This is a genomic window from Mesomycoplasma moatsii (assembly GCF_045276915.1).
Lineage (GTDB): Bacteria > Bacillota_I > Bacilli_A > Mycoplasmatales > Metamycoplasmataceae > UBA710.
Genome location: NZ_CP174166.1, coordinates 31,483 through 44,743 on the forward strand (window position 1 = coordinate 31,483; position 13,261 = coordinate 44,743).

At 24.1% G+C, this 13,261-nt stretch carries 12 protein-coding genes and 4 tRNA genes; 8 read left to right on the forward strand and 8 right to left on the reverse strand.

Translation table 4 applies throughout. The annotated features are described in order from the left end of the window. The first annotated feature begins 3 nt into the window (after window positions 1–3). The 4 genes from ACJA28_RS00155 (at window position 4) to ACJA28_RS00170 (ending at window position 4,615) form a co-directional block, all read left to right on the forward strand. Entirely contained in the window at window positions 4–2,478 is a 2,475-nt protein-coding gene (locus ACJA28_RS00155) for a valine--tRNA ligase (RefSeq protein ID WP_022935359.1), read from the forward strand. Continuing rightward, window positions 2,478–3,287: a bifunctional 5,10-methylenetetrahydrofolate dehydrogenase/5,10-methenyltetrahydrofolate cyclohydrolase gene (locus ACJA28_RS00160; protein ID WP_027121713.1), complete on the forward strand. Its 810-nt coding sequence runs from the start codon at window positions 2,478–2,480 to the stop codon at window positions 3,285–3,287. Before ACJA28_RS00155 ends, ACJA28_RS00160 begins: the two co-directional genes overlap by 1 nt. A 7-nt stretch (window positions 3,288–3,294) precedes the next feature. Then, window positions 3,295–4,482 (forward strand): hypothetical protein, encoded by a 1,188-nt coding sequence (locus ACJA28_RS00165; protein WP_022935358.1) that lies wholly within the window; start codon window positions 3,295–3,297, stop codon window positions 4,480–4,482. Window positions 4,483–4,524: 42 nt separating this feature from the next. Continuing rightward, window positions 4,525–4,615, forward strand: a tRNA-Ser gene (locus ACJA28_RS00170). 15 nt (window positions 4,616–4,630) lie between these two features. On the opposite strand, the gene ACJA28_RS00175 is transcribed toward ACJA28_RS00170, so the two are convergent. Next, window positions 4,631–5,221 (reverse strand): hypothetical protein, encoded by a 591-nt coding sequence (locus ACJA28_RS00175; protein WP_022935357.1) that lies wholly within the window; start codon window positions 5,219–5,221, stop codon window positions 4,631–4,633. 37 nt (window positions 5,222–5,258) lie between these two features. Here ACJA28_RS00175 and ACJA28_RS00180 point away from each other — a divergent pair, with 37 nt between their 5' ends. Further along, entirely contained in the window at window positions 5,259–8,450 is a 3,192-nt protein-coding gene (locus ACJA28_RS00180) for an AAA domain-containing protein (protein ID WP_033379059.1), read from the forward strand. A 3-nt stretch (window positions 8,451–8,453) separates the two neighbouring features. Here the strand turns inward: ACJA28_RS00180 and ACJA28_RS00185 are convergent, their stop codons facing one another. After that, the gene (locus ACJA28_RS00185; protein WP_022935355.1) at window positions 8,454–9,188 is read right to left on the reverse strand and encodes a type III pantothenate kinase; all 735 of its coding nucleotides are present in this window, start codon (window positions 9,186–9,188) and stop codon (window positions 8,454–8,456) included. A gap of 59 nt (window positions 9,189–9,247) precedes the next feature. On the opposite strand from ACJA28_RS00185, the gene ACJA28_RS00190 reads away from it, so the two are divergent. Together ACJA28_RS00190 and ACJA28_RS00195 are read left to right on the forward strand one after the other, a co-directional pair. Then, window positions 9,248–9,322 (forward strand) — tRNA-Cys (locus ACJA28_RS00190). A gap of 6 nt (window positions 9,323–9,328) precedes the next feature. Then, window positions 9,329–9,405: transfer RNA gene (locus ACJA28_RS00195), tRNA-Arg, on the forward strand. Between the two features lie 15 nt (window positions 9,406–9,420). On the opposite strand, the gene ACJA28_RS00200 is transcribed toward ACJA28_RS00195, so the two are convergent. From ACJA28_RS00200 to ACJA28_RS00210, 3 genes are all read right to left on the reverse strand, one after another. Then, window positions 9,421–9,975 carry a DUF402 domain-containing protein gene (locus ACJA28_RS00200; protein ID WP_022935354.1) on the reverse strand — a complete coding sequence of 185 codons (555 nt, stop codon included), beginning with the start codon at window positions 9,973–9,975 and terminating at the stop codon, window positions 9,421–9,423. Between the two features lie 72 nt (window positions 9,976–10,047). Continuing rightward, window positions 10,048–10,389, reverse strand: a complete 342-nt coding sequence (locus tag ACJA28_RS00205; protein WP_022935353.1) for a hypothetical protein — start codon at window positions 10,387–10,389, stop codon at window positions 10,048–10,050. Window positions 10,390–10,465: 76 nt separating this feature from the next. Continuing rightward, window positions 10,466–10,549, reverse strand: a tRNA-Leu gene (locus ACJA28_RS00210). 27 nt (window positions 10,550–10,576) lie between these two features. Here ACJA28_RS00210 and ACJA28_RS00215 point away from each other — a divergent pair. Next, on the forward strand, window positions 10,577–11,761 hold the full coding sequence (locus tag ACJA28_RS00215; protein WP_022935651.1) for a phosphopentomutase: 1,185 nt from the start codon (window positions 10,577–10,579) through the stop codon (window positions 11,759–11,761). A gap of 111 nt (window positions 11,762–11,872) precedes the next feature. Here ACJA28_RS00215 and rpsR read toward each other — a convergent pair whose 3' ends face one another. From rpsR to rpsF, 3 genes are read right to left on the reverse strand one after another with little or no spacing between them, the layout of a single operon-like run. Continuing rightward, complete coding sequence (rpsR, locus tag ACJA28_RS00220; protein WP_022935650.1) at window positions 11,873–12,130, reverse strand: 30S ribosomal protein S18; 258 nt, start codon at window positions 12,128–12,130, stop codon at window positions 11,873–11,875. A gap of 32 nt (window positions 12,131–12,162) precedes the next feature. After that, window positions 12,163–12,627, reverse strand: coding sequence for a single-stranded DNA-binding protein (locus ACJA28_RS00225; protein WP_022935649.1), 465 nt, complete (start codon window positions 12,625–12,627; stop codon window positions 12,163–12,165). A gap of 6 nt (window positions 12,628–12,633) precedes the next feature. Beyond that, window positions 12,634–13,134: a 30S ribosomal protein S6 gene (rpsF, locus tag ACJA28_RS00230; protein ID WP_022935648.1), complete on the reverse strand. Its 501-nt coding sequence runs from the start codon at window positions 13,132–13,134 to the stop codon at window positions 12,634–12,636. Window positions 13,135–13,261 lie beyond the last annotated feature (127 nt).

The window sequence follows — 13,261 nt, forward strand, 5'->3', positions numbered from 1 at the left end:
TATATGGACACAAAATATAATCATCAATTTGTTGAAAAAAATAAGAATAAAAAATGAATTGAAAAAAAATTTTTTTCTTTTCATGATAAGTCAAAAAAACCATTTTCAATAATTTTGCCACCACCAAATGTAACTGGCAAATTACATTTAGGTCATGCTTGAGATAGTTACATTCAAGATACAGTTATTAGATATAAAAAATTAATGGGTTATGATGTTTTGTTTGTTCCTGGAACAGATCATGCTGGAATAGCGACTCAAGCTAAAGTAGAGCAAAGATTAATTGAACAAGGAACAAGTAAACATAAATTAGGCCGTGATAAATTTATTGAACAATCTTATCTCTGAAAAGATGAATATTCAAAACATATCCATGAACAATGAAATAAGTTAGGTTTGGCACTAGATTATACAAATGAAAGGTTTACTCTTGATAAAGAATCTAATGAAGCAGTAAATAAAGTTTTTATTAGTTTATACAATGATGGATTAATTTATCGTGGTATTAAACCGATTAATTGAGACCCTAAATTAGAAACAGCTTTGTCTAATATTGAAATTATTGCAAAACCAACAAAATCCAAAATGTATTATGTTAAATATTTTTTAGAAAATTCTCGCGACTATGTTGTTATTGCAACAACAAGAATTGAGACAATGTTTTCAGATGTTGCGCTTGCTGTTAACCCTAAAGATGAATCTAAAAAACACCTAATTGGTAAGTTTGCTGTTAACCCTATAACAAATAAAAAACTTCCAATTATTTCAGATGAATATATTGATATTAAGATGGGTACTGGAATTATGAAAGTTAGTGCTCATGCAATAAATGATATTGAAATTATCCAAAAACATAATTTAGAAATAATCGAATGTATTGATAAAAAAGGGTTAATGAATAATAATGCAATGTTTGTAAAAGGATTGGATAGAAAGAGTGCGAGAAATAAGGTTTTTGAGTTCTTAAAAGATAATGATTTTATAGATAAAATTGAAGACATTGAAAATAATGTTTCTTACTCTGAAAGAAGTAATGAGATTATTGAAATTTTAGTTACACCTCAATGATTTATTAAAATGGATAAATTTTCTAAATTAGTTTTAAATAATTTAAGAACTAACAAAAAAACAATTTTTTATCCTAAAAGGTTTGAAAATATTTTAAAAAAATGAATGGAAAGTGCTCATGATTGAACAATATCAAGACAACTTTGATGAGGACATCAAATACCTGCTTGGTACAAAAATGGCGAAGTTAAAGTACAAATTGAATCTCCAGGTAAAGATTGAATTAGAGATGAAGATGTTTTAGATACTTGATTTTCTTCGGGATTAGCACCTTTTTCATTCCTAGGTTGGCCTAATAAAAACAAAAAAATGGAAAGATACTTCCCAACTTCGTTGTTGGTGACAGGTTATGATATTATATTTTTTTGAGTTGCAAGAATGTATTTTTTTTCTTTATATTTTCAAAATAATATTCCATTTAATGATTTATTAATTCATGGGTTAATAAGAGATGAGCAAGGAAGAAAAATGTCTAAATCATTAGGTAATGGTATTGATCCTATGGAAGTAATTGATAAATATGGTTCTGATTCATTGCGTTGATATTTATTAACTAATTCAACACCAGGACAAGATATTAATTTTTCAAGAGAAAAATTAGAAGCTTCTTGAAATTTGTGTAATAAACTTTGAAATATATCTCGTTATATTATACAAACCAAAGAAACAACAAATAAAATTAGCAAAAAAGATATTTGAATTGTAAATAAATTATTAAAGTTAAAAAAAATAGTAGATGAAAAAATGAAAAATTATGAATTTACTATTATTGGCAAAGAAATGATTGAATTTATTTATAAAGATTTTTCATCTTGATATATTGAATTTTCAAAAGTTGAAATGAATAAAGAAATATCTTTTATGGTTTTAAAAAATTTATTAGTTTTAATTCATCCTTTTTTACCTTTTTTGAGTGATCATTTATATTATGAAATTTTTAATGAAGAGTTATTAGAAAATACATTTGATTTAAAATCATTAGGAGAAGAAAATGTTATAGATACTACAATTGATATTATTTCTCTAATTAGAGAAGCAAGAAATAGTTATGATATTTCAAATAAAGAAATAATTAAATATCAAATAAATAACAAAGTTGATAAAGAAATAATTTTTTTAGTTAATAAATTAGCAAATTCGATTTATTATGAAAATAAAGGAGCTTTATTTACAAAAAATAATGTTTCAATTAATATTGAAATTTCTGATGAAGTAAAAAATAATGAAAAAGAAAAATTATTACTTGCTTTTGAAAAAGTTAAATTTGAATTGAAAAGAAGCGAGTCAATTTTATCTAATCAAAAATTTATTGAAAATGCTTCAACTGAAAAAGTGAATGAAGAAAGAAATAAATATGAAAATTATCAAAAACAATATAAAGAAATAAAAGAAAAATTGGAGAAAATTTAATGATTATTCTTGATGGTAAAAAAATTGAATTAGAAAAAACAGAAGAACTGAAGAATAAAGTAAATTCATTAGATAAAAAAATCAGTTTTGGAATAATTCAAGTTGGAAATTTAGAAGAATCTAATAAGTATATTCAAAAAAAAATAGCAAAATCAAAAGAAATTGGAATTAACGCAGATTGAATTAAATTTGATCAATCAATTTTAGAAAAAGAATTAATTCAAAAAATTAATGAAATAAAAGAAAAATATGATGGAATAATTGTTCAATTACCACTACCAAAACACATTAATACACAAAATGTTTTAAACGTAATTGATTTAGATAAAGACATTGATGGATTATCAACTCAAAATATGAGTAATTTTTATTCTATGAATAAACCATATTTTATTCCTGCGACTGCAAGAGCGATTTTATTAATTTTAAGTTATTACAAAATTAATTTAAATCAAAATATTATGGTTATTGGAGAATCTAATTTAGTAGGAAAACCAACAAAGCAATTATTGTCACAATTTGCAAAAAAAATAGAATCTAGAAATAAAAGAACCGGAATTAAAGGTTCAAAAGAATATGATATTCTAATTGTTGCTGCAGGTTCACCAAAATTAATTAAAAAAGATGATGTTAAATTAGGTTCAATAATAATTGATGTCGGTGTTACTGTTATTGATAATAAAATTGTTGGTGATGTAGATTTTGAGGATGTTAAAGATAAAGTTGGTGCAATATCTCCTGTTCCTGGAGGTGTTGGACCATTGACAGTTATTTGTCTATTTCAAAATCTGATAGATAAATTTATATAATTTATAAATGAAAATAAAAATTAGATCATTAATTTGATATGTTGCAATTGGTATTACATTAGGTATATCAATTTCATTTACGATAATCTTAATTAATAAAATAATAAACAAAAACAATAAAAATGCTCAATCAACATCTTTTGATTGGTCAGATAAACCCGCAGGCTTTAAAGAATTTTCGTCTGATAATTCCTTTAAAGTAGATTTACAATCTTCAGATATTATTAATGGTGCTGGGTTTCAAACATCAGGAACTGCTTGAAGTTGATATTATGAAAATATTAATTCAAATACATATGATTGATATTTAATGACAAATTTTCATGTTGTAAATGATGCTATTGCTTATGTTAAAAATTTTACAACTCAAAACGATTTAAATAAACCACCTGTTATTTCTCAACCCAATAATTTGCTAAATTATTATTCTCAAAATTCAATAACAAATATTTGAGATTCTAATAAAAGCTATTTATTTTCATTAAGTAAATGAAGTTCTAATTTTTATAATCCAATTATCACTACTAGAAAACAATTTAACTATAATGATAAAACATTAAATTTTCAAGACATTAAATCAATTGATTTAATTACTGACTTTGATAACAAAAATATTAATTTATTTTCAAAAGAAAATGATTATAACTTAGATATGTCGCTTATAAAAATAAGAGTAGATCTATCTAATAAAAAATATCTAATAAATGATTTTAAGTGCCCAAATATTTATGATATCTATGAAAATAAATATACACAAGAAGAAAAAAATAATATTCATGTATCCAATGAGAAAAAAACATATATAGCTGGGAATCCTTATGCAAAAAAAGAATTAGTTGGTGTTGTTTTGGAAAAACAAAAATGAAGCAAAAACGAAAGTAATGTAGATAAAAATGATCCTTTTTTAGATAAATTAAAGGCTCCTTATTATTATTCAATTTATTGATATGAAAATTTTGCTCTATCATCAGGAGCATCAGGATCGGCAGTTTATCAAATAGATGATTTTGTTTATGAAAATGATAGTTATAAGAATATTGAATATTTATCGAATTTAGTACCAATTGGTATTTATTGAGGAGGAACAAAAATAATAGATAGCGAAAATTTTAAACCGTCATTTATCCCGTTCGTTATAGATAATAAATATAATATTTTTGATAATTTTAAGAACTACTTAAATCCAACTTATTAACAAAAAAGCTTTGTTTGGTATAATAAAAAAAGTTTTTTATGGGGGGCAGTACTCAAGAGGCCGAAGAGGACGCACTGCTAACGCGTTAGGGGAAGAAATTCCCGCGGAGGTTCGAATCCTCTCTGCCCCGCCATTTTTTTTATATCTTTTATCATTTATTTTCTTGATTTTTATTCAATGTATCAAATAACTTAAATATAGGAAAAATTATAATAATTAAAATCGGAATTGTTAGTGAATTAGTTGCGAGTCATAAAAGATTATAAATAAGAGCTGCCCCAAAGTTATTTTTTCCAAATCAAAACATTGATGCTAATGAGTGCATAAAAAATTTTAAAAATATTAATAAGATAAAAAAAACAATAAATAAAATTATTTGTATTGATTGATAATTTTTTTTGTTTTTCAAAAAAATATTAGATCATCTTAATAAGTACAGCAAACTAAAAATATAAAAAGTAAGAAAATATTCAAAAAAAACTTGCATACCATTAATTACATAAGCACTATTTTCTATAAAAAATAAAATTAAAGGTGTTATTAATAGAAAAAAAACATTGACAAATAAATTTTTAATTTTATAAATACCTATTGCATAAATAATTAAAAAAACTTGTATTGAATACGCTCAAACTTTAAATAAATCAAAAATAAAATTAGTTATTAAAATTAAAGATAAAAAAATACCAGCAATACAAATTGAAATTATTACATCATTTGAAAATAATTTGTTTTTCATTTTATTAACTAGAATTATAAATTATAATTTATCAAATATGAGTAATTTTGAGAGAGAAAATATTGCTAACAAATACAAAAAAATGCTTAATGATTTATTGAACATTTCACGAAATGATTCATGCATTTTTTCAAACATAAATAATAAAAATATTTTTGATATTCAAAAAAAATTTGGTGATCTTTTTTTTGATAAAATTACTTCAAACGAGACATTTTTAATTCCTTTAACTCATACAGACAATGAATATTTTGTTAGTCAAATTAATAAAGTTAATTCTGTCGAAGAATTAAAAAATGTTTATAAAGAATTTGATGAAGAAATCCCAGAGGATTTGTTGCAAAAATTTAATAATAAAAAAATATCAAATAATATCGATCAGTTAAAAAAAGAAACAATTAAATCGATTGAAATTAGTAAGCAAAAATCGTCTTTTGAGTGAAAAGTAATTTTAAATAAAGCAAAAGCAATGAATGAACAAAATAATTTATGACCAATTCATTTAGGTTTTATGTATTTAACTTTGAGAATTGAAAATAAAGTTGTTCAAGCACCAATGTTTTTTAAAGAAGTGAATATCAAAATAAAAAACTCTAAAGTTTCAATTGTTTCTGTTGGAGATATTAAGATAAATGAAAAGTTGGTTTATTTTTTAGAATCAAATAATTTTTTACTAAATATTGATGTTGATTATTCTAGAATGTCAATTAATCAATTGTTTGATATTATTAAAAAATCTTGAAACCAAAGTTTTGTTTTACCAGACACTTTAAAAGGGTATGTTCCTAATTTTAAAGAAAATGAAATCAATAACGAAACAATCATTTTTTGGCCAGGAGTTTCATTAGGTTTTTTTGAACCAACTGGTGGACATTTGAGAAAAATTATGTTAAAGATTTTGGAAAATAATCTTTTAGACAAAGTTTTAGAAGTGGAATTTGATAAGAATATTTATAAAAATAAAGTTCAAGAAGCTATTTTTAAAAAAAACTTTGGATTTTATAAAATTGTTCATTCTAACTTATCTCAAGATAAAGCGGTTGTATCTGCACTTAATCAAAATACTATTATTTGAGGTCCACCTGGAACTGGAAAATCACAAACAATAACTAACATTTTAACTAATATATTGATGTTTGGAAAAACTGCATTAGTAGTTTCTCAAAAAAGAGCAGCACTTGAAGTTTTAAAAGAACGTATGGAATCACTTGAAGAATTTTGCTTATTCATTTTGAATGATCGTGAAATGAATAAGAAAAATTTTTATGAACCTATTAAAAATTACATAACTTATTTAGAAAATTTCGATCAAATTACAAATGAGCAAATGATTAAAATCATTTCAGATGATGAAAAAAAATTAATGAGATTAATAAACTTGATAATGAAAACAAATTTATCGCAAGAAAATATTTTATTATTCTCAGAGTTTACAAAAAATAATGAATATGATTCTCAGTTATTAGAAAATTTACTAAAACTAGATGCAAATTTAAAATACAATTCAAAAGAACTTGCAAAATTAAAACCTAAAAAAATTGGTAAGTTTATTATGAAGGAAAATAATATTAAAAAACCTAATATTTTTGTATCTGTAAGAAAAGATATTAAAAATTATGCAAGTATTATTTCTCAAAATTTGTTGGACAAAAAGATTGATATTGATTACTACTTGTCTAAAAAATCAAAAATTAATATAGATTTATGAAATAAATTAAATGAATTAAAAAATAATAATGCAAGAAATAATGAATCAGTTATTAATAATCATAAAAATTTAAAAGTTTTAATTGCAAAAATGATTATAGAAAAAATTAAAAAATTTAATGAAGATATGAAAGCAAAATATAGCGCATTTGCTTTAGATGCTAGATCATCATCACTTGAACCAATTGTTTTTATTAAAAAGCATATTGATATTATCAAGGTAATTTATCCTATTATCATTACAACACCTGAAACTGATTTACAAGGTTGAACAAGAGAAGAATTTGATTATGCTCTTTTAGATGAATCATCACAAATATTTTTAGAAAAAGGTATTCCTATTTTATATTTAGCAAAAATAAAAATTCTTGCAGGTGATGATCAACAAATGCAACCTTCAAGATGATTTGCGGCTAAAGTTGAAGGAGAGAATCCATTTGGTGGAATAGAATCTTTGTTAGATTATGCAATAGCTAAAGGGACATACACTTTATTGTTAGATAAAAATTATCGTTCATCATATGCTTCATTAATGTCTTTTAATTCTCAAGTTTTCTATAAAGGTGAATTAGATGTTGTTGATACTAGAAAAACCGATATTTCATTTCGCCCAATTGAAGTAATTAATGTTGATGGATCTTGAGAAAATTCAAAAAATATTAACGAATTAAATGAAGTTATTAATCAAACGGTAGCAAATTTAGATAAGTTTAAAAAAATTATCATATTAGCTTTTAATGCTTCTCAACAAAATGCAATTGAAGAGTTAATTTTAGAATCATATCCAGAACTTGAAAAAGCTATTAATGAACAAAAATTATTAGTTAGAAATATTGAAAATATTCAAGGAGATGAAGCTGATTTATTAATTGTATCAATTGCTTATGATAAGAATACAAAACTTCATTCAACATATGTAGCTAAATCTGGCGGTAAAAATGCGTTAAATGTTGCTATTTCAAGAGCAAGAGATAAAATGATAATTATTAAATCAATCTATGCACAAGATATTCAAAACCCATCTAATTCTGAAGATATGGCAGTTTTTAAGGAATGATTAAAATTCTTAGATTTAAGTGAAGATGAGAAAAAAAATTACAAATATTACAAAAATAAAGTTAATAACGAAGGATTTTCTGAAAGAGTTATTAACCATTCAACAATCCAAATGTCATTGAATGATTTATCTCAAAATTTAATATCCAAAATTAAATCAGATTTATCTGATGGAATTATTGGTTTTGAAGAAAGATATGAAACAATTGTTAATTATTCAATTGGGACAATAAAAATGCCATTTGCAATCTTAGATAAAAAAACTAATCTTTTTGTTATAGGACTATATCTTGATAATTTTGATTATTGAAATTCTTATAACGAATATGTCTTAGATAAAGATATTGAAAATTTTTTCAAGATAAAAAAATATCCTATAGAAAGAATAAATCATTTAAATTGAGATGTCAAAAAGCAAATAATTATTGATAAGATCAATTCTTTTAATAGAATTGAAAAAAAATAACTTTTATTTTTTCTTTTCAATTAATGTGAATAATCCAAGTATTTCTAAATTTTCAATAAATCATCATTTTTTATTAGAAAAATATTTCATATCACCACCTGTACAAATTATCGGACAATTTGTTTTTAAATCATTTTTAATGCATTTAATTTGATTTTCAATACTATGTAACAAACCAATTGAGATGGATTCGGATGTATTTAATCCTAATTTATTTTTTGTATCAATAATTTCAACATTTTGAATATCTGTTTTAGTTGTTAAATTATTTAATGATTGACTGATACCAGGAAGAATAACTACACCTGATAATTTATTGTTTTTTAAATGATAAATTACACTAGCAGTTCCAAGCGAAACAACTATTGCCTCTTCAAAAAAACTGCTTACGTAACACAATTGTGATAATATATCATTTCCTAATTCGTAAGGGTTATATAATTTGGATAAATCTAAAAATTTTGTATCTTTGTAAGATAAAAATTTATATTTATATTCATTTTCTTCTAAATATTTTTTTAGTTTTTCGCCTAATTGATTATTAACAGAAGAAATATAAATTTTTTTGATTTGAATTTTTTTATTTATTTTATTAAAAATATTTTTTAAATTTGTTTCATCATTGATAATAGTCTTAGATTTTATTTTTGTTACTTTTAAATTATTGATATTATTTTTTTCGCTAAAAGCAAAAATTGCATTAGTATTTCCCAAATTTATATACAAATTTGCTTTCATTTCTTCATTATACTGTAAATGATGCCATATTTTTGTATAATTTAATTTTTATATATAATGGCACCATAGCCAAATGGCCAAGGCATGGGTCTGCAACACCCTGATTACCGGTTCGAGTCCGGTTGGTGCCTCCATTTATTGCGCTCGTAGCTCAATTGGATAGAGTGTTTGGTTACGGCCCAAAAGGTTAGGGGTTCAAGTCCTCTCGAGCGCGCCATATATCTTTAGATACCTATTCAAGATCAAAACTTTTGATGTCAATTTCTTTCAATATTATTAAGGATTGGAATAAATTATGAATATAAAATTCATCAAATACATTTTCTCGGGTTTGATACTTTTTAGCTATTATAACTAAGTTTTGATATATTGTATTAATTAAGTCAACGTTGTATCATTTTTCTTTATTCTTTTGAAAATCATAGTGATCAACAATTTGAAAAGGTTTATTAGGATATATTTTTATATCAAAATCAAAATCAATATATTTAATATTTTCGTTTTCAATAAAAAAAGGGCTTGCTAAATTAATATAATAATGTAAACCTGTTTTTCTTTGAACAATTGTCATATTAAAAAAATTTTTCTTTGAAAAAAATCATAATGTAGGTTCTTTAATAATTCATTTTTGTTTATTTTTTTCGTTAACTTTAGTTTTATATAAAAGACAACAAACATAATCATCATTTTCATCTATTACTTTAACACCATTTCATTGTCTGTACAATTCACCATCATATTTAAATGCTTGAACATTAAAAAATTTTTGGTTAATATTTTTCTTCATATTGTTAGAATTATAATTCTTTTGTGCTTTAGATAAAAATAATAGAATAATTTAAAAAAATTTTTTAATCAATTACTCTTTTATTTCTTTGTTTGCATAGATTAATGTAATTATTGAACCAATTATCAAAAAGAAAAAAGTACAAATTCCTGCTGCTATTTTTAATCCTTGATTTTCTTCTTTTCCTTTATGAATTAATACTAAAACAGCTTGAACAAATAATAAAATTCCAAAAGTAAAAATAATTGGAATAATACATAAATTGGCAATTGCTATATTTCTTAATGTTTTTGCAGTTTTAATTCTTTTAGAATCTTGATATTCAAAATTGTCAGAAATTTTTTTGATATTATTTAATTCTTTTTCAAGTTCATCATTTGATATATTTGAAATGTTTTTATTTTGATCAGTCATACTTTTATCTTTTCTCACATTACCATTTTACAAAAAAAAAAAAAAAAACAAAGACTTTTTACTTTGTTTTTTTATATGGTGCCCAGCAAGGGACTTGAACCCTTATAACTTTCGTTGGCAGATTTTGAGTCTGCTGCGTCTGCCATTCCGCCAGCTGGGCGTATTTATATTATAATTAAAAAGATTTATGAGATTTAAAAGAATTTTTATGATTGTTACTGATGGTCTTGGGATTGGGCCCGATAAGAAACAAAAACAATTTAACGATGAAGGAGCAAATACATTATTACATGTTTCTGAAACCAATCTTTTAGAAATTCCAACTTGAAAAAAATTAGGCATAACTTCAATTGCTAAAACTAGCAAACCAGGTAAAATTAAAAATCAGTTAGCTTATACTGCAAAGATCGAAGAATTGTCAAACGGCAAAGATACTTTAACAGGTCATTGAGAAATGATGGGAATTTATACAGAAACTCCGTTTCCGACTTTTACTGAAACAGGATTTCCTCCTGAATTAATAAAAGAATTGGAAAAAGCTTTTGATAATAGAAAAATTATAGGTAATCGTTCGGCAAGTGGAACCGATATTATTAATGAATTAGCTGAAGAAGAAATAAAAAATAATAAAGTTATTGTGTATACATCAGGAGATAGTGTTTTACAAATTTGCGGACACGAAAAATATATGGGTCTAGATAATTTGTATCGTTATGCTCAAAGAGCTAGAGAGATTTGTTCTTCAAATCCAAAATGAAATGTTGCTAGAATAATTGCTCGTCCGTATATTGGTGAAAATGGTAATTATACACGTACGTTTAATCGTCATGATTATGCTATTGAGCCAGAAAAAAATATGATCTTAGATCGTTTGAAAGAAAAAAATATCGAAGTTATCTCAATTGGAAAAATTAATGATATTTTTTCTGGTCACGGGATTACAAAACATTTTCCATCAAAAGGTGATGCAGATGGTATGGACATAGCAATTAATTTAGCAAGTGAAAATACACAAAATCAAATGATTTTTCTTAATTTAGTTCAATTTGATTCTCATTTTGGTCATCGTCGTGATGTCGAAGGTTATGCAGATAATTTGAATTTATTTGACATTAAATTATCAAAATTAATTAATGCTTTAAAAGAAGATGATTTATTAATTATTACTTCAGATCATGGGAATGATCCAACTTTTAGAGGTTATAATCACACAAGAGAAGCATTACCTGCCACAATTTATTCAAAAGCATTTAAAAAACCTAAAAAATTAGATAATGTTAATTCTTTGGCTACATTAGGGAATATTGTTGCCAAGAATTTTGATGTAGAACTTGCATCAATTGGAGAAGATATTTGAGATAAATTGATTTAAGTTTAAGTTGATTATTTATATTTTGAAAATTATTGCATATTAAACTCAAAAGTAAAAAATACTTTATTGTTATAAAGTACGATGATATTAATTTATTTATTTCTTTTTAAATTATCTTCTAATTCTTTCAGCTGTAAATGGAATTAAAGCCATAATTCTAGCTCTTTTAATTGCAGTGCTTAATAGTCTTTGGTGTCTTGAACAAGTACCTGTAGATCTTGAAGGCAATATTTTTCCGTGAGCATTAATAAATTTAGAAATAATTTCAGTATTTTTATAATCAATGTATTCCATTTGTTCTAAACAAAAAACACAAGGTTTTCTTTTGGTATTTTTTCTTTTTTTGTTTTTTTTCATTATTATTGGCATATTTTTTAACCCTTCTTGTTGTTTAATTTACATTAAAAATCCAATTCTCAGGGATTTTCATCTTCATCAGATTTTTTTGCTGTATTTTTCTCTTTTTCCTCAGCATAAAAGGTAGGAGCAGATTGCTCTTCATCTAAAGGAGCATCTAAATTTCCTTTTTCAACTCTTGCCTGAGTTACTGATTTAGGTTCAAGAGATTTTATTTGATCTATTAAGACTGAAATAGAAGTAATAAGATCACCAGATTTTGATGTATATTGTGATGATTGTAGCGAACCTACGACTGTAACCAAATCACCTTTATTAAAAAAACGATTTATAAAGTTAGCTGTATTATCGAAAGCAACTAAAGGAATAAAATCGGTTATTTCACTATTTTTTTGAAAGTCTCTAGAAATAGCAAGACTAAATCTAGTAACACTAACTCCAGATTTAGATTGAAAACTTGTAGGTTGTTGTGAAATTCTTCCAATAAGTATTACTTTGTTTAAATTCATCTTTTATTACTCTTTTTTTGTCGCTTTTTTTGTTGGATTTTTTCTTTCTTTTGTTTCTTTTGTTAATTCTTTTTTAGTTCCTGTCTTTTTTGTTGTTTCTTTTTTTGTTGTAACTTTTTCTTCTTTGTTTATTTCTGACATTTCTTCTGGAACATTATTTTGTTTTTCAATTGTTTTTCTAACAAAATTCATAGGTTTTCTAATTCTTTTTGGTTTAGCTTTTCTATTTAAACCTTTTTCTGAATCTAGATTTATACTTAATATTCTTCAAACGTTTTTAGCAATATTTGCTTTTCTAGTAAATTCATTAATTTCTTCACCTGTGGCTTTTGTATTAACTAAAAAATAAATAGCAGTTTTTGATTTATTGATCTCATATGCTAATTCTGTTCTTTCCATTTTTTTAATTTCAATTTCTTTTGATTTAAAAGTAGATTTAGCAATGTCAGAAATAATTTTTTCATCTGACTTAGGATCAAGAATCAACATAATTTCGTAGTTTGACATGTTGACCTCCTTACGGTCTTTTTTTTTTGGACATTTTAAAAAAATGTCAAGGAGCAAATCCTCGCGTTAATTATATACTAATCTGTTCAACAAAACCAATAATTTGTTTGTTTTTAACGTTTTTCTG